The organism is Streptomyces sp. NPDC006476, from assembly GCF_040612015.1.
In the GTDB taxonomy this organism is placed as follows: Bacteria; Actinomycetota; Actinomycetes; order Streptomycetales; family Streptomycetaceae; genus Streptomyces; species Streptomyces griseorubiginosus_B.
In genome coordinates, this window is sequence record NZ_JBEXPK010000025.1 from 113,053 (window position 1) to 132,723 (window position 19,671).

Here is a 19,671-nt window from a genome sequence, read left to right on the forward strand (position 1 = left end):
GCAATTATGGCGCATGGAAGTTCGGCACGGGACGGGCGGGGGGTCCTGGACCGGGTCCGATAGGTCACACCTGGACAGGGCCGGTCGGCACCTAGCGCTCGGGGCGCCTCGGTTCCACGTGAAACCAAGACGCCCCGCAGCTCACGACAGTCGTCACGGCATGACGATCACGACAGCCATCGCAGCATGACGACCGTCACAGCTCCTTGCGGAAGCCCTCCGCCACCTTCAGGAAGATGTCGTTCGCCTCGGTCTCCCCGACCGTCACCCGCACACCCTCGCCCGGGAAGGGCCGGACCACGACACCGTGCTGCTCGCAGGCGGCGGCGAAAGCGACCGTCTGCTCCCCCAGCCGCAGCCATACGAAGTTGGCCTGCGTCTCGGGCACGGTCCAGCCCTGGGCCCGCAGCGCGTCGACCACCCGGGTGCGCTCGCACACCAGCGAGCCGACCCGTCCGATCAACTCGTCCTCGGCGCGCAGCGAGGCGATCGCCGCCTCCTGCGCGATCTGGCTCACCCCGAACGGCACGGCCGTCTTGCGCAGCGCCGCCGCCACCGGCTCGTGGGCGATCGCGAAACCGACCCGCAGGCCGGCGAGGCCGTACGCCTTGGAGAAGGTACGCAGCACGCAGACGTTCGACCGCTTCCGGTAGATCTCCACCCCGTCCGGGACCTCCGGATCGCGGATGAACTCGCGGTAGGCCTCGTCCAACACCACCAGCACATCACCCGGCACCCGGTCCAGGAAGCGCTCGAGCTCGGCGCGCCTGACCACCGTGCCCGTCGGGTTGTTGGGGTTGCAGACGAAGATCAGGCGCGTGCGGTCGGTGATCGCGTCGGCCATGGCGTCCAGGTCGTGCACGTCCCCCGGTGTCAGCGGCACTTGGACCGAGGTCGCGCCGCTGATCTGCGTGATGATCGGGTACGCCTCGAAGGAGCGCCAGGCGTAGACGACCTCGTCGCCGGGGCCCGCGGTGGACTGGATCAGCTGCTGGGCGACACCGACCGAACCGGTGCCGGTCGCCAGGTCGGAGAGCGGGACGCCGAAGCGGTCGGACAGCTCGTTCATCAGGCCCGTGCAGGCCATGTCGGGGTAGCGGTTGAAGGACGAGGCCGCGGCCGTCACGCTCTCCATCACGCCGGGCAGCGGCGGATAAGGGTTCTCGTTGGAGGACAGCTTGTAGGCCACCGGGCCACCGGCCGCGGCAGGCTTGCCCGGCTTGTAGGTGGGGATCCCCGCCAGCTCGGCGCGCAGCTTGGGGCTCGTCTCGCTCACCGCAGTCCTCCTCGCGACCACCGGCGGCCCGTCCACACCGCCGGCTTCCAATGCTCCACACCTTATGAGGATTCGGCACCGCTGCGTACAGGTGCGGCCGGACCCGGTCCGGCGGCCCGGCCGACACCGCATCCGCCCCCAAAGGCATCAGGGGCATCGCCGTACGAAGCCAGACGAATCGCGGACCGGTCCGGGGGCGCGGCCAGATATATCTGTGCGCCGGTGGCTCACGCCCTGGCGCGCATCACCCGTGCAGGTGAGTTGAGACCTCTTCGAGACATGGGGGAGTTGGCAGGCTCATGCGTGCCGACAAGTCACGTAGTGCCATTGGATCGTTCAACTGACTCTCTTTCAAAGGTAGTTGACGGTAAATGACCATGCAGAAACGTGCCTGTCAACGCGTGCATATGCGTCCGCCCTACCCCACCGCATGAGCCCTACTATCGGCTCGCCATGACAGCAGCAGGGAAGCACCAGGTGAGCCGCGCGGAAACCTCACGTCGAGGCAGTCGGCCGGGTCGGGCGGGCATCAGAGACGTGGCCGCCGCCGCCGGAGTCTCCATCACGACCGTCTCCGATGCCCTGAACGGCAAGGGCAGGCTCCCGGACGCCACCCGACGCCATGTCCGTGAGGTCGCCGACCGGCTGGGCTACCGCCCCTCGGCGGCCGCCCGAACCCTCCGTACCGGCAAGTCGGGACTCATCGGCCTGACCGTGACGACGTACGGGGATGAACCTTTCACCTTCACCGAGTTCGCGTACTTCGCCGAGATGGCGCGCGCCGCCACCTCCGCCGCGCTCGCCCGCGGCTACGCACTGGTGATCCTGCCGGCGACGTCGCGCCACGACGTGTGGTCGAACGTCGCCCTGGACGGCACGGTCGTCATCGACCCGTCCGACCAGGACCCGGTGGTCAGCGAACTGGTCCGGCAGGGTTTACCGGTCGTCTCCGACGGCCGCCCGGCCGGCGCGCTGCCGGTCACCGCGTGGGTCGACAACGACCACGAGGCAGCCGTCCTCGGCATCCTCGACCATCTGGCCGACGCCGGCGCCCGCCGCATCGGCCTGCTGACGGGGACCTCGACGGACACGTACACCCATCTGTCCACGACGGCGTACCTGCGCTGGTGCGAGCGCGTAGGCCAGAACCCGGTGTACGAGGCCTACCCCGCGCACGATCCGTGCGCGGGCGCCGTCGCCGCCGACCGGCTGCTCGCCCGCCCCGACCGGCCGGATGCCGTCTACGGACTGTTCGACCCCAACGGCACCGATCTGCTCGCCGCCGCCCGTCGTTACGGCCTGCGCGTACCGGACGACCTGCTTCTGGTCTGCTGCAGCGAATCCACCGTGTACGCCAACACCGAACCGCCGATCACCACACTCTCACTGAAGCCGCGCCGGATCGGCACGGCGGTGGTGCAGCTGCTCATCGACGCGATCGAGGGGGTCGAATCGGACCAACCGGTCGAGCAGGTGATACCGACCGAGCTGATCGTCCGTACCTCGTCCCAGCGACGTCCGCCGCGCAGGACCGTCAGCCCACCGCGTTCGCCCGAAGAGGAGTGAGACAAGCGCTGTCAGCAGCGGTCGAAGCCCTGCCCAATCGGGGCGAAAGCCGCGGTGAACTGGACTCTTGCTCCGATTCACCACCCCTGGGTCATCACATGGCGCGATCCGCATTCCTATGATGGGCCCACGACACCGCGGGCCGCTGCGACCAGGCAGTCCGATGCGGTGCAGATGCGGCGCGATGGTGGAGGGGTCTGATGACTCAGGGGGCCGGTCAGGGACCCGAGGTGGAGCGCACGGCGACGTTGCGCGACTTCCGGGTGCCTGCGTACGTCCACGAGACCGGTCCGTACGGCCACAGCACTCACCCCGGCGACGTCGTACCGCCCCAGGAGGAGGCGTATCCCGACGGGTACACGCCCACCGAGCGCGATCTCCCGGTCGTCCACCCCGGTGACCCGCTCGGCGGGAACGTCGACCCGGTGTCCGCGGGCATCCCGCAGCAGGCGGAGGGCGTGGGGCCGCTGTACGTCGTGGGGGACGTGCACGGCTATCTGGAGGAACTGCTGGCCGCCCTGCGGGAGCAGGGGCTGATCGACGTGGCGGGCAACTGGTGCGCGGGCACCGCCCGGCTGTGGTTCCTCGGCGACTTCACCGACCGGGGACCCGACGGCATCGGCGTCATCGAGCTGGTGATGCGGCTGTCCGCCGAGGCGGCCGCGGCCGGCGGCTACTGCAAGGCCCTCATGGGCAACCACGAGCTGCTGCTGCTCGGCGCCAAGCGCTTCGGCGACACCCCCGTCAACTCCGGCGCGGGCACCGCCACCTTCCAGGCGGCCTGGCTGCTCAACGGCGGGCAGAAGACCGACATGGACCGTCTTCAGGACCACCACCTGCAGTGGATGGCCCGCCTCGACGCGGTCGAGGAGGTCGACGGCTATCTGCTCGTCCACTCCGACACCACCGCCTACCTCGACTACGGCGACTCGATCGAGGCGGTCAACGACACGGTCCGCGAGACACTCACCCGTAACGACGCCGACGAGTGCTGGGACCTGTTCCGCAAGTTCACCAAGCGCTTCTCCTTCCGCGACGAGGGCGGTGCAGACGCCGTACGCTCCCTGCTGGATACGTACGGCGGCACCCGGATCGTTCACGGCCACAGCCCCATTCCCTATCTGCTGGGCGAGGTCGGCTCCGAGGACGGCGAGGAGCGCCCCGAGCCGGTGGTCGAGGGACCCCACGTCTACGCGGACGGCCTGGCCATCGCGATGGACGGCGGAGTGACCATGGCCGGAAAGCTGCTGGTCCAGCAACTTCCGCTGGATAACTGAACGCTGTCGGGGCAGGCGGGGCCACACGGAGGATCGTGGAGAACGGCCCTGGCCAGGGCCCAATTTCCGGAAACCCCCTGTCACCGCGTGCCGTCCCCGCTCTACCATCGGCTTATCCGTAGCAGGCTCCCCTCCGTTTCTGCCCGACGGCTCGTTGGCATGCGAGCCCCAAGCCCTACGGAGCATCGGGGGATGCACATGAACAGCGTTCCGCAGCACCTGCTGAATGAGGACCGCCAGGAGTACGAGCGGGTCCTCGACGAGGCGCTGCGCTCCGCCCCACACCGCCCGGAACTGGCCGCTGTGGGACAGCGGCTGAATCCCGAACAGCTGCGCACCATGGCGCTGAACGCCACCGCCCTCATCACGGTGGCCGCGGCGACCGAGTACCAGCACTACGTGAAGGTCCGCGAGGAACTGCGCCAGCCGGCGTCGTCCACCCCCTCGTCCTCCCGTGAATCCGGCTCCGCGGAGCCGGGCGCGGGCGCGATGGGGCTCGCCACCACCCTCGGCGAGGCCGCCGAGCCGGCCGGCGCGGGCGCCGTCGCCGTCGCCGCCGTCCTCACCCCCGTCCTCGCCGGAACGGCCGCGGCGATATTCCTGCTCGTCGGCTACATCATCAGGTCCGTCGCCCCCGAACAGACGTTCGGCAGAACCCTGCTGACGGCGGGTTGGGTGTTCGGCGCCCTCACCGCTGCCGCGATCCTCGTCGCCGCCGTCGGGCTTCTCCTGACGGCCCTGCGCAACAGCCCTTCGCTGGAGGCGGGACCGTACGGCGAACTGAACGAGGAGGTGGCCCGGGCCAGAGAGGCGTGGCGGGAGGCGCTGCTGGAGCGCGGGATCCTGCCGTTCCTGCGCGACGCACTGGCCGACCCGGGCACGGCGGCGGCCCTGCACGACCCCGCCCCGCAGGCGCCGACCAGCCGCATCCCGCATCTCGGTTACGACCGCCCGGGCTTCACCAGCCCGGACGACGGCCCGGCACGCGGTCACCGCCCGAGCTTCACCAGTCCGGACTACACCAGCCCGGACTTCGGAGGCCCGGAACACCAGCCGGAGTGACCACCGGCTTGCGCCTCCCACCGCGGAGGCCCCTCGGAGGAGCGCAAGCCGGACAGTCGGTCGCAGTCGGCGGCCTCACGGGCGACGCCTTCGTCGCATCGCGCGCGTGTGGCCTGTACGGCCTCGACATCGCACAAGCGTGTTCTTCCGCCGGGACATTGAGCGGGCCGATCATGGATGCACCACGCCCATCTGACGAGGAGAGCTGATGTCCGCCCGCATGCATGCCGTCGTCCAGTCCGCGTTCGGCGGCCCCGAGGCGCTCGTGTACACGGAGACCGATGTGCCCGAACCCCGGCCGGGTGAGGTGCTGCTCCGCGTCGCCGGTGCCGGGGTCAACCCGGGAGACGCGGTGCTGCGGTCCGGCCGGGTGCCGGAGCTGGTCACCCTGCCGTGGACGCCGGGCAACGACGTGGCCGGGGTCGTCGAGCGGGTCGGTGAGGGCTTGACGCGGTTCGCGGCCGGCGACGCGGTGTACGGCATGCTGGCGGTCGGCCGGCACGGAGCGTACGCCGAGTTCACCGTCGCCCCGGCCGAGGCGCTGGCCCTCGCGCCGAAGAACCTCGATCTGGTGCACGCCGGTGCCGTGCCGCTGGTGGCTGTGACCGCATGGCAGGCGCTGGCCGTGCTGGCGGAGGTCCAGCCGGGCGACCGGGTGCTGATCCACGCGGCGGCCGGCGGCGTCGGGCATGTCGCGGTGCAACTGGCCAAGGAGTTGGGGGCGCACGTCATCGGCACCGCGCGGGCCGCCCGTCACGACCTGCTGCGCCGACTGGGCGCCGACGAACTGGTCGACTACACCACCACCGACTTCCGTACCGCCGTGGCGCCCGTGGACGTGGTCCTCGACCTGGTGGGCGGTTCCTACGGTCCGCACTCCCTCGACGTGCTGCGGCCGGGCGGTCTGCTCATCGGCGCGTCGATCGATCCGGGAACCGACGACCGCCAGGCCGCCGACCGCGGCCTTCGCTATGTCTGGGTCACGGCCGAGCCCTCAGGGGCGCTGCTGGATCACATCACCGAGCGCATCGAGACGGGCCGGCTGCGGGTGATGGTCCAGGACACCTACCCGCTGTCCGAAGCGGCGGCGGCCCACCGCGCGATCGAGACCAGGCAGACGACTGGCAAGATCGTCCTGGTGCCATGACCGCCTTGAGCACACCGTTCCCTGGAGTCAGCGGATGATCGATGCAAGCGTGCGGGTGTGGCATGACGAAGAGGGCTGGGGGATCCTCGACTCCCCGCAGACGCCCGGCGGTTGCTGGGCGCACTTCTCGGCGATCGAGATGGCGGAGTTTCGTTCTCTGTCCGTCGGCCAGGTCGTCGCCCTGGAGTGGGAGGCCGGCGAGCAGGACGGCTGGCACTATCGAGCCGTCCGCGTGGTACTCCCGGACACCGAGTCCACCACCTGACGGACGCCGAGTCCGCGAACTGACGGACGCCGGGTTCCGGAGGACGAAGCGCCGTCCCGGGTCGGTGGCGGGACGGCGCTTACGGCGTTCGTCAGTCGGCGATCGGCAGGTACACCCTGTTCCCGCTCGCCGCGAACTCCTTGGACTTCTGCAGCATCCCCTCCGCGATCTCCTCCTGCGACGCCCCGTCGACCGCCTCACCGCCGAACCGCTCGGTGATGGTGTGGCTGATCTTCATGGAGCAGAACTTCGGCCCGCACATCGAGCAGAAGTGAGCTGTTTTGGCCGGCTCCGCGGGGAGGGTCTCGTCATGGAACTCACGGGCCGTGTCCGGGTCCAGGGCGAGGTTGAACTGGTCCTCCCACCGGAACTCGAAGCGGGCGTCGGACAGCGCGTCGTCCCACTCCTGCGCCCCGGGGTGCCCCTTGGCGAGGTCGGCCGCGTGGGCGGCGATCTTGTAGGTGATGACACCGGTCTTGACGTCGTCCCGGTTGGGCAGCCCCAAGTGCTCCTTGGGAGTGACGTAGCAGAGCATCGCCGTACCCCACCAGGCGATCATCGCGGCACCGATACCGGAGGTGATGTGGTCGTACGCCGGCGCGACGTCCGTCGTCAGCGGGCCGAGGGTATAGAACGGAGCTTCATCGCAGATCTCCTGCTGAAGGTCGATGTTCTCCTTGATCTTGTGCATCGGGACATGCCCCGGGCCCTCGATCATGGTCTGTACGTTGAAACGCTTCGCGATCCGGTTGAGTTCCCCGAGCGTGCGCAACTCCGCGAACTGCGCCTCGTCGTTGGCGTCCGCGATCGAACCGGGACGCAGACCGTCCCCCAGCGAGTACGTGACGTCGTACGCGGCGAGGATCTCGCAGAGCTCCTCGAAGTTCTCGTACAGGAACGACTCCTTGTGGTGCGCCAGGCACCACGCCGCCATGATCGAGCCGCCGCGCGAGACGATGCCGGTCTTGCGGTTGGCGGTGAGCGGGACGAACGGGAGGCGCACGCCCGCGTGGACGGTCATGTAGTCCACGCCCTGCTCGGCCTGCTCGATGACCGTGTCCTTGTAGATCTCCCAGGTCAGCTCCTCGGCCCGGCCGTCGACCTTCTCCAGCGCCTGATAGAGCGGCACCGTGCCGATGGGAACGGGGGAGTTGCGCAGCACCCACTCACGGGTGGTGTGGATGTTGCGGCCCGTGGACAAGTCCATGACCGTGTCGGCGCCCCAGCGGGTCGCCCAGGTCATCTTCTCGACCTCCTCCTCGATGGAGGAAGTGACCGCGGAGTTGCCGATATTCGCGTTGACCTTCACCAGGAACCGCTTGCCGATGATCATCGGCTCGATCTCCGGGTGGTTGACGTTCGCGGGGAGAACCGCCCGACCCTCCGCGATCTCCTCGCGGACGACTTCCGGTGAGACGTTCTCCCGGAGGGCAACGAACTCCATTTCGGGCGTGATCTCGCCGCGCCGCGCATACGCGAGCTGCGTGACCGCCTTGCCGTCGCGGCTGCGCCGCGGCTGGCGCGGCCGTCCCGGGAAGACGGCGTCGAGGTTGCGCAGACCGCCGCGGGGCGATGTGTGCTTGACCCCGTCGTCCTCCGGACGGACGGGCCGGCCCGCGTACTCCTCGGTGTCGCCGCGGCCGACGATCCAGTTCTCGCGCAGCGGGGCGAGCCCCCTGCGGACATCCGTGTCGGTGAGCGGATCGGTGTACGGGCCCGAGGTGTCGTACAGCGTGACCGACTGCCCGTTGGTGAGGTGCACCTGACGGACCGGCACCCGCAGATCGGGGCGCGAACCCTCGATGTACGCCTTGTGCCAGCCGATGGACTTCCCGTTCTCCCCGTCGAACTGCGTGGAGGCAGGCGTGCGTGCGTCCTTGTTGGTCATGAGACCTACTCCCTACGCCGGCATTACCCGGTAACAGGTTCGGCGGTCGACGCAGCGGTTTCCGTCTGCCGACATTTCGTGGGGAACGTCACTCGACTTCGGTGATGTTCCACGTGAAACATCGCTGGGACGGAGGTCAGCGCCCTCTCAGCCCGGTGCTCCGAGCTCCCGCGTGTGCAAAGGTGCCTCCACGCTAGCGTCATATGTGGCGCGGTGAACAGTGCGCCTCTGCCGATGTTGGGATGATCTGCCGGTGACCACGACACACCAGCCCTCGTACCCGCCCCCGGAGCCGCCCCCTGGGCACGACCCGGGATACGGCGGCGCCCATGGGGCCGATGGCCACGAACCCGGTCACGGTCCAGGAGTCCCCGGCGGGCCGGGACACGGGCACGATACGGGCGGCCATGGTGGGCATGGGCCCGATGCGGGCGGCCACAGCGGGCACGGCCACAGTCACAGCCATGGTCCGGCTGCCCCCGTCTCCCAGCATCTGCGCAAGGTCATCGCGGCCATCCTCATCCCGTTCGCCGCCGCCGTGGTCGTCGGACTCGTGGTGCTGTGGCCGGGCGGCGCCCCGTCGCACCAGCGCACCGGAGTGGGCTTCGACCGGCAGACCCAGCAGGCGACGGTCACCAGGGTCGTCTCCGTGAGCTGCAAGTCGGTGAACGCCTCGGGCGGGAGCTCGCTCGGCGACACCTCCACCACCGGGGGTTCCTCCGCCCAGCAGCAGGAGAAAGGCACCTGCAAGAAGGCGACGATCCGGGTCGACACCGGCAAGGACAAGGGCCGTACGTTCACCGAGATCGTGCAGCCCGATCAGTCGCGGCAACTGCACCAGGGCGAGAAGGTGGTGGCCGCCTACGAGCCCTCGGCACCCAAGGACCTGCAGTACTCCGTGGCCGACGTGAACCGACGGTTCCCGATGGCCCTGCTGGCCGGCATCTTCGCGCTGGCCGTGGTGATCGTCGGACGGCTGCGGGGTGTCATGGCGCTGGTCGCGCTGGCCATCAGCTTCCTGATCCTGAACTTCTTCATCCTGCCCGCGATCCTGCAGGGCTCGAATCCGCTGCTCGTGGCGGTGATCGGGTCGAGCGCGATCATGCTGATCGCCCTCTACCTGTGCCACGGGCTGTCGGCCCGTACGTCCGTGGCGGTGCTCGGCACGCTGATCTCGCTGGTGCTGATCGGTTTCCTCGGCTCGCTGTTCATCGGCTGGGCGGCGCTCACCGGGAACACCGACGACAACACCGGCCTGATCCACGGCCTGTATCCGTCGATCGACATGAGCGGTCTGCTGCTCGCGGGCGTCATCATCGGCTCGCTCGGTGTCCTCGACGATGTGACGGTCACTCAGACCTCGGCGGTCTGGGAACTGCACGAGGCCAACCCCTCGACGGGGTGGCGCGGGCTGTACCGCGCCGGCATCCGCATCGGCCGTGACCACATCGCGTCCGTCGTCAACACCCTGGTCCTCGCCTACGCCGGTGCCGCGCTGCCCCTGCTGCTGCTCTTCTCCATCGCGCAGAGCAGTGTGGGCACGGTGGCCAACAGCGAGCTGGTGGCGGAGGAGATCGTGCGCACGCTGGTGGGATCGATCGGGCTGGTCGCCTCGGTTCCGGTCACGACGTTGCTGGCGGCGCTGGTGGTGTCGGCCGACCGACCGTCGCGGGAGACGGCACCGGGCACCGCAGCGGCCGGCATCGCACCGGCTGCGGCCCGCACCGGGAAGGGCCGACGACGCAAGCACTGAGGACGAGGCCCAGGGGTGCACCCGTCGACGGAAGAAGCGTTACTGCGTACCGTTCCGGCCGCCCCCCGCGCAGGCCTCACCCGGTGCTTTGCTCCTCCGCCAGGATGCGGTCCAGCGCCTCGTCCAGATCGGCGTCGAACTCGGCGAGCGCGCCCTCCTGACCGAGCGGCACCAGTTTGTCGGTGCGGTCCAGGAAAGCGATGAGCGGCGCCGTCGACGAACGGAACAGCGCCTGGTCACCGCCCACCTGAAGCCGGATCAGCACCTCGCTCAGCGAGTCCACCTCGGCGGGCGACACCCGCACATCACCCTCACCGCACGGCCTGCCCACCCCGTCGATCAGCAGCTCCCTGCCGAACGCCCAGGTCACCGGGGCATCGCCCGGCAGATGGAAGGTCAGCCGAACGGCATAGGGATCACACGTCTCGTACCCCAGCTCGACCGGGATACGGAAGGAGAGCTCCTCGGAGACGAGGAAGCTCATCATGACCTCTGCCTGTACGGACTCACGCATCGCCTACCCCGTCATATGAAGCCGAATGGCTGGGAATCATCCCCTGACACTGCAGGCATCTTGCTGAAAGTGAGCGACAGATCACAAGGAGTGAGTTTTCAGATACTGATAGAGAGCGCCAGCGACCCCAGCAGGCGCCCGATCTCGTTCTGCAGTTGCCGCGCCGCCGCCGGCAGACGGTCGGCCTGATGCGCGGGCAGTGAGATGGCCATCGTCGCAGCTGTCGTACCGATGGTGATCGGGACCGCCGCGCACACCGTCCCCAGCGCGTACTCCTGTCGCTCGGTGACCGGCTCCATCCGACGTGTCCGCTCGAGCCGCCGCATCAAGGTGTGACTGTCACGCACCGTGTACGGCGTGATGGCCTGCACGGGATAGCGGTCGAGATGATCGCGCCGCGCCTCCTCGTCCAGCTGGGACAGCAGGCACTGTCCGATCGCGTGCGCGTGCCCCGTCTCACGGAAGTCGGCCCACTCCTCTACCGCCGGGTTGCCCGGGGTGTCGGATACGCACATGACCTCGATCTCGCCGTCCCGGTAGACGGCGTAGTACACCGGCACCCCGATCGCGTCCCGCCAGCTGGCGAGCGCGTCGACCATGGTGCTGCGACGTTTCTCCTGTGCTCCGCTGCTGCCCAGCCGCTCGGCCGCGTCGCCGAGGAAGAACAACCCCTTGTCCCGGCGCAGATAGCCCTCGTACACCAGCGTGCGCAGCAGGTGGTACGCCGTGGGCAGCGCCAGACCGGTCTCGCGGGCCAGTTGTTTGGCGGGGGCTCCGTGCTCGTGACCGGCGACGCATTCCAGCAGGCGCATCGCGCGCTGGACGGAGCCGATCAGGGTCGATTGCTGGGGTGGCGTGGTGGGGGGTGGCGGTAGGCACCCCCCCGACGGGGATGGCACCCGCTCCGGCGTCCGGGACCGTGGCCGCGAGGTGGCCGTCGACGCAGACACCGTCGATGCCGGGGCGGCCGTCGCGCGCTTCTGGGCGGAGGGGCCCGGCTGTTCGGGGGGCCTGAGGCGACCCGGCGGGGAGACGGCCGTCTGGGGCGAGGTGGGGGGTGCGTGGGGGGCTGTGACTGCGGTGTCTACCGTGGCCAAGGGGTCACTCCCGAAGCGCGAGAGGGGCAGCCCGTGCGGGGAGACACGGGAGGGGGTGTGCGCCGCCCGCGGGGTCTTGCCCGCGTCGGATTCCGGACTCTAATCGCCCCCCACCGCACAGGGACGCCCGTCCGGGAAACTTCCCCCGCCCGAGGGAACCGGTGATTCCTGTTACCTCACCGGTGCCCCGGGGTGCTCACCAGTCGCTGCGCGACGAGGAGCTCGAGGTGAACTTCCGTACGACGTAGATCAGTCCACCGACCAGCGCCACGAAGACCAGCGCCTTGAAGAGCAGTCCGATGACGAAGCCGACGACGGTGGCAATCAGCCCGCCGAACACGACCAGGGCGATGACCGGCACCGCGATCCACTTCACCCACCACGGCAGTCCCGAAAAGATCTCTCCCATTGCTCTCGTCCTGTCCTCTCCGCCCGCCGCTGCTGCTGCCGGGTCCCGTCGACGACCCGGTCCTACGAGGCCGGATCCTTCTCTTGTCCTGCCCTCGATGCTAGGGCCGGCGGGGGTCCCGGCGGGGGCCTCGCATCCCTTGTCCTCCCCTGATCGAACCCCTAGGGAACCCTGAGGCCGCGGCTCAGCTCTCCGGCGGAGAGAACACCACGAGCACCCTCAGGTCCTCGCTGATGTGGTGGAACTTGTGGGCGACGCCGGCCGGCACGTACACCACGCTGCCGCGCGCCACCTGAGTGGTCTCCAGACCGACGGTGATCGAGGCACGGCCGCTCACGACGAAGTAGACCTCGTCCTGGTTGTGCGGCTTTTGTGGATCATGTTCGCCGGCATTGAGCGCGTACAGCCCGACCGACATGTTCCGCTCCCGCAGAAACTGCAGGTAGGCGCCGTCGTTGGAGGCGCGCTCCGCCTCCAGTTCGTCCAGTCGGAATGCCTTCATCTCTCTTGCCGCCCTCGTCCCTCTGCTCATGGTCGATCTCGTCTGCCACGATCAGACACATGAAGAATTTCGTAGTCAAGACGATCGCCAACGCGGGTGCCCTGGCGGTCGCCGTCTGGCTGCTCGACAAGATCACTCTGACCGGTGACAGCACGGGCAAGAAGGTCGGCACCCTGATCGGCGTAGCGCTGATCTTCGGCCTGGTGAACTTCCTGATCAAGCCCATTGTGAAGCTGCTGTCCCTCCCCTTCGTCATCCTGACGCTCGGCCTGTTCGTACTCGTCGTCAACGCCCTGATGCTGCTGCTCACCTCGTGGCTGGCCGGAAAGCTCCACCTGAGCTTCCACGTCGAGGGGTTCTGGACCGCGGTCCTGGGCGGGTTGATCATCTCGATCGTCTCGTGGGCGCTGCACGTCGTCCTGCCCGACGAGGACTGACCGAGCGATGAGTTATCGCGTCTGCTTCGTCTGCACGGGCAACATCTGCCGTTCCCCGATGGCCGAGTCGGTCTTCCGCGCCCGCGTGCGGGACGCCGGTCTCGGCGACCTGGTCCAGGTCGACAGCGCCGGCACGGGGGGCTGGCACGAGGGCGACGGTGCCGACCCACGCACCGTCGCCGTACTGGAGGAGGCCGGCTACGACGGCGCCCACACGGCCCGTCAGTTCCAGCCGTCCTGGTTCTCCCGCATCGACCTCGTCATCGCCCTCGACAGCGGCCACCTCAGGGCCCTGCGCCGCCTCGCGCCCACCCAGGAGGACGCGGCCAAGGTCCGGTTGCTGCGCTCCTACGACGCCGCAGCGGGCGACGACCTCGACGTGCCGGACCCGTACTACGGGGACCTGGACGGCTTCGAGGAGTGCCTTGAGATGGTGGAGGCGGCGAGCGAGGGTCTGCTCGCCGCGGTGCGCGAGCAGGTGGAGGGACGAGCGGCATGAACGATTCGGGTACGCCCGTGGGCGACGGTGACGGCACGCGGGCGGTGCGGGCGGGACTGCCCGAGCCGGTCAAGAACGAACCGACCCTGCCCGGGCCCGTGTTCGCCGCCCACTTCCACCTCCCGGGCGACGTGAGCGGCCCGTACACCTACGGCCGCGACGAGAACCCCACCTGGAACCTGCTGGAACGTGCCATCGGCGAGCTGGAGGCACCGGGGCAGGAGAACGTCCAGACGCTGACCTTCGCGTCGGGCGTGGCCGCCGCCGCGGCCGTGCTGTTCTCCCAGGTGGACGCGGGCGATGTCGTCGTCCTGCCCGACGACGGCTACCAGATGCTGCCCCTGGTCCGCGCCCAGCTGGAGGCCTACGCCATCGAGGTGCGCACGGCGCCGACCGGCGGGGACGCCCAGCTCGCCGTCCTCGAGGGGGCGAAGCTGCTGTGGCTGGAGACACCCTCCAACCCCGGCCTCGACGTGTGCGACATCCGCCGCCTCACCGACGCGGCGCACGCACAGGGCGCGCTGGTGGCCGTGGACAACACGCTCGCCACGCCCCTGGGTCAGCGGCCCCTGGAGCTCGGGGCCGACTTCGCCGTGGCCAGCGGCACCAAGCAGCTGACCGGGCACGGGGACGTCCTGCTCGGTTACGTCGTCGGGCGCGACGCCGAGGCCATGGCAGCCGTGCGCCGCTGGCGGAAGATCGTCGGCGCGATCCCGGGCCCCATGGAGGCCTGGCTCGCACACCGTTCGATCGCCACGCTCCAGTTGCGCGTCGACCGGCAGTGCGCCACGGCCCTGACGGTCGCCGAGGCCCTGCGGGAGCGGCCCGAGGTGACCGGGCTGCGCTATCCCGGTCTGCCCGACGACCCCGCGCACAAGGTCGCCGCACAGCAGATGCGCCGCTACGGCAGCGTCGTGTCCTTCACTCTGCCCACGCGTGCGCGTGCCGAGCGTTTTCTCGAGGCGCTGCGGCTGGTGGACGACGCGACGAGCTTCGGCAGCGTGCGGTCCACGGCCGAGCGGCGCGGACGCTGGGGCGGAGACCCGGTGCCGGAGGGCTTCATCCGGTTCTCGGTCGGCGCCGAGGATCCCGAGGACCTGGTGGCGGATGTGCTCCGCGCCCTGGACGAGTCGTCCGAATGACCACGTCGGAGCCCGCTTTACGGGTGCCCCGCCGCAGTCCGGCCAGGCGTGACGGACGGTCCGAGCCTCCCCCCTCGTGGCTCGGACCGTCCTCGGTTCCGCGCGCGAAGAACCGCGCGACCAAGGCTAGTTGACTCTCTGTCAGTGTCCAATCACAGTAGCGACAGAGACCTATCGACTTATTTATAGTTAGGCCCTGCCTGGGGCCGGGAGAAGGGCAGGGAACAGGGGAGGGCGAACCATGGATCTGGCCTTGCTGCGCACTTTCGTGACCGTGCACCGGGCCGGTTCCTTCACTCGCGCCGCCGCCCTGCTCGGCCTGTCGCAGCCGGCCGTGACCACGCAGATCCGCACGCTGGAACGCCAGTTGGGCCGCCCCCTGTTTCTGCGCCAGGCCCGCGGGGTGACCCCGACGACCATCGGAGACGAACTCGCGCACAAGGCCGCCCCGCATCTGGACGCCCTGGTGGAGATCACCGAGACGGGCCTCGACGACGAGTCCTCCTTACGGACCCTGCATCTCGCCGGTCCCCCCGAATTCACCGCCGAGCGCGCCCTGCCCGCCCTCACGGAGCTGACCGGCGAGGACGGGCAGGGCTTCGCACTGCGCGCCTCCTTCGGGAACGCCGAGGAAACCCTGGAAGGACTCGCCGCGGGCCATCACGATCTGGCCATCAGTACGGCCCGTCCGCGCGGCGCGCTCCTCACGGCGACTCCGCTCTGCGACGAGGAGCACGTCCTGGTCGCCTCCCCGGCCCGGGCCGAACAGATCGGTCCCGGATCGCGCGGGAAGGTGGCGCCCGCCCTGGAGGACGTCCCGGTGATCGAAGTGCACGAGTCCCTGCCCTTCGTCTCCCGTTACTGGGCCTCCGTCTTCGACTCCCGTCCCGCCTCCCCGGGCACGGTCATCGTCCCCGACCTGCGTGCGGTCCTCGCCTGTGCCGTCGCCGGCGCCGGGCTCGCGGTGCTGCCCCGCTATCTGTGCACGGCCGCCCTCGAACGCGGGGACGTCGTCGCCCTCCACGAACCCGCGGTGCCGCCCCTGCGGACGTACTTCCTGGTGGTTCGTACCGGCACCCTCGCGATGCCGCATATCGCGCGGGCGCACGAATGGCTGCTCCAAGCCGCTTCCGAATGGTGCTGACCAGGGCTTTTGCCGCGGTCACGGGATGAGCTCGGCCAGTGACGTGCTGCGATGTTTCACGTGGAACCATCCGGGCCACATTCCCCCCATGACCGTCCGACCCGTGGTCAAGCGCACCGCCCGTGCCGTCCTGCTCGACGGCGACGACCTGATCCTGATCAAGCGCACCAAGCCCGGTGTCGATCCCTACTGGGTCACTCCCGGTGGCGGGGTCGAGCCCGGGGACACGACCGTCGTCGACGCCCTGCACCGCGAGGTGCACGAGGAACTCGGCGCCAAGATCACCGACGTGGTGCCCTGCTTCGTCGACACCGTCGAGCACATCGGCGAGGACGGTGGCGCGACCGGCGTGAAGGTGCAGCACTTCTTCGTGTGCCGCCTGGAGTCCATGGACACGTCCCAGCGGCACGGCCCCGAGGTGGATGAGCCGGCGGGAGAGTACGAGATCGTGCGGGTGCCGTTCACCCGTGTCGGGATCGCCTCCGTCCATCTCGTCCCGCTGTCCTTGAGGCACTACCTCGACGGCAACATCGAGGGCGTACGGGCCATGCACGCCCCGGACCTGGGCTGAGACCGGGATCAGACCCCCACGGCGACGAGTTCCTCCACCGAGTCGTGCCGTATCCGCTCCGACGGGACGCCGAGCCTCCTGAGGACGTCCACCCCGCTGCGGATCATGCCGGGCGGCCCCGAGAGATACGCGTCGTACCGGTTCCACGGGCCATAGGAACGTACGGCGTCCGGAAGGTGGGAGTGCGCCTGTCGGTCCACGATCGCGCGGACCGAGAGCCAGGGGTGGGACTGCTGGAGCCGGAGCATCGTGTCGATGTCGTAGAGGTCCAGGTCGGTGCGGGCGCCGTAGAACACCTCGACCGGCCGTCGATGGCCGTGCTCTGCGACGTCCTCGACGAGTGCCTTGATGGGCGCTATGCCGGTCCCTCCGCCCAGGCAGAGCAGACCGTTGTCGGTGGTGTGGTCGACGGTCATTGAACCGGCCGGCGGCCCGAGCCGGACGACATCGCCGGGACGGGCGCGGTGCACCAGGGCGTTGGAGACCCAGCCCGCGGGAACGGCCTTCACATGGAAGGTCAGCAGGCCGTCCGAGCGAGGTGCCGAAGCGAAGGAGTAGTGCCGCCAGATCCGCGGCCACCACGGCGTTTCCACACTCGCGTACTGGCCGGCGACGAAGGGGTAGGGCTGGTCGGGGCGGACGGTGACCACGGCGACGTCCGGCGTCCTGAGGTCGTGCGCGACGATCTCGCCGTTCCACCAGGCGGGGGCGACGAGTTGATCCGCGGCCGAGGCGTCGATCATGACCTGCGAGATCGTCGTGTACGCCCGCACCCAGGCCGTTTCCGTCTCCGCGTCCCAGATGCGGGAGGCGTACGTGCCCAGCGCGCCGATGAGGCACTCCCCGACGGCCGGGTAGTACTCGGGGCGGGTGCCGTACTTGCGATGACCGCGGCCGAGGTTCTGCAGGTAGGGGACGAGAACCTCTGCGTTGTCGATGTGCTCGGCCGCGGTCAGCAGGGCTCTGAGCAACCTGTCCCGCTGGGTGTCCATCGCCGCCGGGAACAGCGAGCGCAGTTCGGGGTGGCGCACGAAGAGCAGCGCGTAGAAGTACGAGGTGACCTTGTCGGCGATGGGAGTGACCTCGGCCATCGTCCGACGGATCAGAGCGGCGGAGATCCCGCCGCCGGAAGGACCATTGTCGGCCGACGCGGGCGTCGGAGCGTCCATGGTGTGCCTCGCCTCGAACAATGTTCAGTCGGTCTGCGCACTTCCCCGATAAGAAGTGGCCTGCTTCCCCTGCGGACGGCCTGCTTTCCTGTTTCGTTCAGCGGCAGCACTCTCGCCGCAGCATCCCGCCCCCTACGGATGCCGCGACCGGGTAACCGGAAACGTGGGTCGTCGATCTCTCCGTCCCGTTAGGCTGCCTTGCCCTCACCGCGTCGCGTGACCGAGTCCCGTCCAGCGAAGCACCGATTTCTTCGGTTACCGGGCCCGGCGAACCAATTCATATGCTTCCCACAGATCTCCGCCCATGTACGAGTGTGTGGCGATACCGGACAGATGACGGTCCGCATTGACCGCGACGGAGACCGGCACCACAGCGAACAGATCCCGGTCCGAGAGTGAGTCGCCGTAGGCCACGCAGTCGGCCGCCCTCACCCCGAACTCCTCGCACAAGCGAGCGGCGATCTCGACTTTCGCCGCCGCACTCAGAACTCCGGTCGGATCCACGGGCTCGGTGAACGGCACGGCCGGAAAACGCGACCCATAGGCCGCGTGCGCCCCCCAGCCGATGAGCTTCTCCACGAAGAAGGAGGGTGAGAGCGACACCACGGCGCAGTAGTCGCCCCGGTCCCTGATCTCCGCCCAGACCTCGCGGATGCGATCCAGCCACGGCGCTCCATCGAAAGCGGCCGTGACATGAGTGTCCGTGAGATCCGCCCACAGGGCGTGGACGCGGGCTGCATATTCGGGAGGGTCCATCAGCCCTGCCGAGATCGCCTCGTCGAGCGCGATCGTCTCGGCTTCCAGCCCCAACTGCCGTGAGATCTCGACAGGCGACGAGGTACCGCGCAGCAACGTGCCGTCGAGGTCGAAGAGATGAAGTCTCGCCATGGCACCGAGATTAACCGGCGCCTGTACGGCTGCCGTTGGCCTGTGTTTCACGTGAAACATCGGGCAACGGCAACAGGCTGTGCGCTTGCCCATGACATGGCCAAAAGCCCTTGTTTCTCACCGGAAAGAGGTGGACGGCGAGTACACCCGTCGGACAGCCTGACCTGCGTGCCGACTCCTTCTCTTGCCGACCTTTCCATCCGCCGTCTGAGCTTGCGCGACCTGGGTGCCTGCGCGGACCTGTCCGAGGATCGGGGGTGGCCACGCGAGGAGCACAAATGGAGCTTCCTCCTCACGGCGGGGAAGGGATTCGGCATCGACGACCCGGAGGGCGGTCTGGTCAGCGCCTGTGTCGTCACCGAGTACGGACTGCGGGACCGCCCCGATCTCGCGGCCATCGGCATGGTGCTGGTCGCCGAACGGCACGCCCGCAAGGGCATCGGGCGCCGCCTGATGCGGCACGTGGTCTCGGAGATGGGTAGCACCCCGCTGACGCTGCACGCGACTCCGTACGGACGGCCGCTCTATGAGGAACTCGGCTTCAAGGTCACCGGCCGAGCCGAGATGCTGCGCGGACACTTCACCCCTGGTGGGCCGGCTCCCCAGGCCGCGACACGGGCAGCAACCGCCGAGGACCTCGGCGCCATCCTCCGGCTCGACGAGGAGGTGTTCGGGACCGATCGCACTCACATCGTGACCAGGCTGCCCGCCTTCGCCGACCGGCTGTGCGTCGCCGAGGAGGACGGTCGGATCGTCGGCTACGCGGCGGCCTGGCCCAACATGGACACCCATGTCATCGGTCCGCTGATCGCCCGGGACACCGAGACGGCGAAGGCGCTCCTCGCCTCTCTCGCCGCCCACACCGACCGGCCCCTGCGCACCGACATCGACGTACGCCATGAAGAACTGCTGGCCTGGGCGAAGGAGCGGGGGCTCGCATCCATCGCCTTCAACTCGGTCATGACCTACGGAGTCCCGGACCTGCCCGGCGACTGGACGCGGCGCTTCGCACCGGTCACCGTGGCGGCGGGCTGAGCGTCCCACGCTGCTTCCAGGCCCGGACGT

20 protein-coding genes and 1 riboswitch are annotated in these 19,671 nt (G+C 69.2%); of the genes, 12 read left to right on the forward strand and 8 right to left on the reverse strand.

The window, feature by feature from the left end:
* Positions 1–196: 196 nt before the first annotated feature.
* Complete coding sequence (gene hisC, locus ABZZ74_RS27395; RefSeq protein ID WP_356769252.1) at positions 197–1,276, reverse strand: histidinol-phosphate transaminase; 1,080 nt, start codon at positions 1,274–1,276, stop codon at positions 197–199.
* Positions 1,277–1,729: 453 nt separating this feature from the next.
* Between hisC and ABZZ74_RS27400 the strand changes: the two genes are divergently transcribed.
* From ABZZ74_RS27400 to ABZZ74_RS27420, 5 genes are all read left to right on the forward strand, one after another.
* Positions 1,730–2,842 carry a LacI family DNA-binding transcriptional regulator gene (locus ABZZ74_RS27400; RefSeq protein WP_356769254.1) on the forward strand — a complete coding sequence of 371 codons (1,113 nt, stop codon included), beginning with the start codon at positions 1,730–1,732 and terminating at the stop codon, positions 2,840–2,842.
* Positions 2,843–3,042: 200 nt separating this feature from the next.
* On the forward strand, positions 3,043–4,119 hold the full coding sequence (locus ABZZ74_RS27405; protein ID WP_356769256.1) for a metallophosphoesterase: 1,077 nt from the start codon (positions 3,043–3,045) through the stop codon (positions 4,117–4,119).
* A gap of 192 nt (positions 4,120–4,311) precedes the next feature.
* Positions 4,312–5,181: a hypothetical protein gene (locus tag ABZZ74_RS27410; protein WP_356769258.1), complete on the forward strand. Its 870-nt coding sequence runs from the start codon at positions 4,312–4,314 to the stop codon at positions 5,179–5,181.
* A 208-nt stretch (positions 5,182–5,389) separates the two neighbouring features.
* Entirely contained in the window at positions 5,390–6,328 is a 939-nt protein-coding gene (locus ABZZ74_RS27415) for an NADP-dependent oxidoreductase (RefSeq protein ID WP_356769260.1), read from the forward strand.
* 34 nt (positions 6,329–6,362) lie between these two features.
* Positions 6,363–6,593, forward strand: coding sequence for a cold shock domain-containing protein (locus tag ABZZ74_RS27420; protein WP_356769262.1), 231 nt, complete (start codon positions 6,363–6,365; stop codon positions 6,591–6,593).
* A 91-nt stretch (positions 6,594–6,684) separates the two neighbouring features.
* Here the strand turns inward: ABZZ74_RS27420 and thiC are convergent, their stop codons facing one another.
* A complete protein-coding gene (gene thiC, locus ABZZ74_RS27425; RefSeq protein WP_356769264.1) occupies positions 6,685–8,481 on the reverse strand; it encodes a phosphomethylpyrimidine synthase ThiC in 1,797 nt (598 codons plus the stop codon).
* Positions 8,474–8,663: riboswitch (TPP riboswitch) on the reverse strand. Its footprint overlaps the gene before it by 8 nt.
* 71 nt (positions 8,664–8,734) lie before the next feature.
* Here thiC and ABZZ74_RS27430 point away from each other — a divergent pair.
* Positions 8,735–10,234 (forward strand): YibE/F family protein, encoded by a 1,500-nt coding sequence (locus ABZZ74_RS27430; protein WP_356769265.1) that lies wholly within the window; start codon positions 8,735–8,737, stop codon positions 10,232–10,234.
* A 76-nt stretch (positions 10,235–10,310) separates the two neighbouring features.
* On the opposite strand, the gene ABZZ74_RS27435 is transcribed toward ABZZ74_RS27430, so the two are convergent.
* From ABZZ74_RS27435 to ABZZ74_RS27450, 4 genes are all read right to left on the reverse strand, one after another.
* Positions 10,311–10,748: an SsgA family sporulation/cell division regulator gene (locus ABZZ74_RS27435; RefSeq protein WP_356769267.1), complete on the reverse strand. Its 438-nt coding sequence runs from the start codon at positions 10,746–10,748 to the stop codon at positions 10,311–10,313.
* 98 nt (positions 10,749–10,846) lie between these two features.
* Entirely contained in the window at positions 10,847–11,647 is an 801-nt protein-coding gene (locus tag ABZZ74_RS27440; RefSeq protein WP_356769269.1) for an IclR family transcriptional regulator C-terminal domain-containing protein, read from the reverse strand.
* A gap of 394 nt (positions 11,648–12,041) precedes the next feature.
* The gene (locus ABZZ74_RS27445; RefSeq protein WP_200703064.1) at positions 12,042–12,254 is read right to left on the reverse strand and encodes a DUF5326 family protein; all 213 of its coding nucleotides are present in this window, start codon (positions 12,252–12,254) and stop codon (positions 12,042–12,044) included.
* A gap of 184 nt (positions 12,255–12,438) precedes the next feature.
* Complete coding sequence (locus tag ABZZ74_RS27450) at positions 12,439–12,756, reverse strand: cupin domain-containing protein (RefSeq protein WP_133048325.1); 318 nt, start codon at positions 12,754–12,756, stop codon at positions 12,439–12,441.
* A gap of 59 nt (positions 12,757–12,815) precedes the next feature.
* On the opposite strand from ABZZ74_RS27450, the gene ABZZ74_RS27455 reads away from it, so the two are divergent.
* The 5 genes from ABZZ74_RS27455 (at position 12,816) to ABZZ74_RS27475 (ending at position 16,549) form a co-directional block, all read left to right on the forward strand.
* Complete coding sequence (locus tag ABZZ74_RS27455; protein ID WP_356769271.1) at positions 12,816–13,193, forward strand: phage holin family protein; 378 nt, start codon at positions 12,816–12,818, stop codon at positions 13,191–13,193.
* Between the two features lie 7 nt (positions 13,194–13,200).
* Positions 13,201–13,692: a low molecular weight protein-tyrosine-phosphatase gene (locus tag ABZZ74_RS27460; protein WP_356769273.1), complete on the forward strand. Its 492-nt coding sequence runs from the start codon at positions 13,201–13,203 to the stop codon at positions 13,690–13,692.
* Positions 13,689–14,834, forward strand: a complete 1,146-nt coding sequence (locus ABZZ74_RS27465) for a cystathionine gamma-lyase (protein ID WP_356769275.1) — start codon at positions 13,689–13,691, stop codon at positions 14,832–14,834. Before ABZZ74_RS27460 ends, ABZZ74_RS27465 begins: the two co-directional genes overlap by 4 nt.
* A gap of 241 nt (positions 14,835–15,075) precedes the next feature.
* Positions 15,076–15,978 carry a LysR family transcriptional regulator gene (locus tag ABZZ74_RS27470; RefSeq protein WP_356769277.1) on the forward strand — a complete coding sequence of 301 codons (903 nt, stop codon included), beginning with the start codon at positions 15,076–15,078 and terminating at the stop codon, positions 15,976–15,978.
* A gap of 88 nt (positions 15,979–16,066) precedes the next feature.
* Positions 16,067–16,549 (forward strand): NUDIX hydrolase, encoded by a 483-nt coding sequence (locus tag ABZZ74_RS27475; RefSeq protein WP_133048330.1) that lies wholly within the window; start codon positions 16,067–16,069, stop codon positions 16,547–16,549.
* Between the two features lie 8 nt (positions 16,550–16,557).
* On the opposite strand, the gene ABZZ74_RS27480 is transcribed toward ABZZ74_RS27475, so the two are convergent.
* Both ABZZ74_RS27480 and ABZZ74_RS27485 read right to left on the reverse strand, forming a co-directional pair.
* Positions 16,558–17,718, reverse strand: coding sequence for a globin domain-containing protein (locus ABZZ74_RS27480; RefSeq protein ID WP_356769280.1), 1,161 nt, complete (start codon positions 17,716–17,718; stop codon positions 16,558–16,560).
* A gap of 255 nt (positions 17,719–17,973) precedes the next feature.
* Positions 17,974–18,606: an HAD-IB family phosphatase gene (locus tag ABZZ74_RS27485; protein WP_356769312.1), complete on the reverse strand. Its 633-nt coding sequence runs from the start codon at positions 18,604–18,606 to the stop codon at positions 17,974–17,976.
* Between the two features lie 168 nt (positions 18,607–18,774).
* On the opposite strand from ABZZ74_RS27485, the gene ABZZ74_RS27490 reads away from it, so the two are divergent.
* Positions 18,775–19,641 (forward strand): GNAT family N-acetyltransferase, encoded by an 867-nt coding sequence (locus ABZZ74_RS27490; RefSeq protein WP_356769282.1) that lies wholly within the window; start codon positions 18,775–18,777, stop codon positions 19,639–19,641.
* Positions 19,642–19,671 lie beyond the last annotated feature (30 nt).

What these genes read in the sequence shown, in the direction of transcription:
- ABZZ74_RS27400 (WP_356769254.1), top strand. Translation starts at nt 1,730, where the DNA reads ATGACAGCAGCAGGGAAGCACCAGGTGAGCCGCGCGGAAACCTCACGT.
- ABZZ74_RS27405 (WP_356769256.1), top strand. Translation starts at nt 3,043, where the DNA reads ATGACTCAGGGGGCCGGTCAGGGACCCGAGGTGGAGCGCACGGCGACG.
- ABZZ74_RS27410 (WP_356769258.1), top strand. Translation starts at nt 4,312, where the DNA reads ATGCACATGAACAGCGTTCCGCAGCACCTGCTGAATGAGGACCGCCAG.
- ABZZ74_RS27415 (WP_356769260.1), top strand. Translation starts at nt 5,390, where the DNA reads ATGTCCGCCCGCATGCATGCCGTCGTCCAGTCCGCGTTCGGCGGCCCC.
- ABZZ74_RS27420 (WP_356769262.1), top strand. Translation starts at nt 6,363, where the DNA reads ATGATCGATGCAAGCGTGCGGGTGTGGCATGACGAAGAGGGCTGGGGG.
- thiC (WP_356769264.1), bottom strand. Translation starts at nt 8,481, where the DNA reads ATGACCAACAAGGACGCACGCACGCCTGCCTCCACGCAGTTCGACGGG.
- ABZZ74_RS27435 (WP_356769267.1), bottom strand. Translation starts at nt 10,748, where the DNA reads ATGCGTGAGTCCGTACAGGCAGAGGTCATGATGAGCTTCCTCGTCTCC.
- ABZZ74_RS27445 (WP_200703064.1), bottom strand. Translation starts at nt 12,254, where the DNA reads ATGGGAGAGATCTTTTCGGGACTGCCGTGGTGGGTGAAGTGGATCGCG.
- ABZZ74_RS27450 (WP_133048325.1), bottom strand. Translation starts at nt 12,756, where the DNA reads ATGAAGGCATTCCGACTGGACGAACTGGAGGCGGAGCGCGCCTCCAAC.
- ABZZ74_RS27455 (WP_356769271.1), top strand. Translation starts at nt 12,816, where the DNA reads ATGAAGAATTTCGTAGTCAAGACGATCGCCAACGCGGGTGCCCTGGCG.
- ABZZ74_RS27460 (WP_356769273.1), top strand. Translation starts at nt 13,201, where the DNA reads ATGAGTTATCGCGTCTGCTTCGTCTGCACGGGCAACATCTGCCGTTCC.
- ABZZ74_RS27465 (WP_356769275.1), top strand. Translation starts at nt 13,689, where the DNA reads ATGAACGATTCGGGTACGCCCGTGGGCGACGGTGACGGCACGCGGGCG.
- ABZZ74_RS27470 (WP_356769277.1), top strand. Translation starts at nt 15,076, where the DNA reads ATGGATCTGGCCTTGCTGCGCACTTTCGTGACCGTGCACCGGGCCGGT.
- ABZZ74_RS27475 (WP_133048330.1), top strand. Translation starts at nt 16,067, where the DNA reads ATGACCGTCCGACCCGTGGTCAAGCGCACCGCCCGTGCCGTCCTGCTC.
- ABZZ74_RS27480 (WP_356769280.1), bottom strand. Translation starts at nt 17,718, where the DNA reads ATGGACGCTCCGACGCCCGCGTCGGCCGACAATGGTCCTTCCGGCGGC.
- ABZZ74_RS27485 (WP_356769312.1), bottom strand. Translation starts at nt 18,606, where the DNA reads ATGGCGAGACTTCATCTCTTCGACCTCGACGGCACGTTGCTGCGCGGT.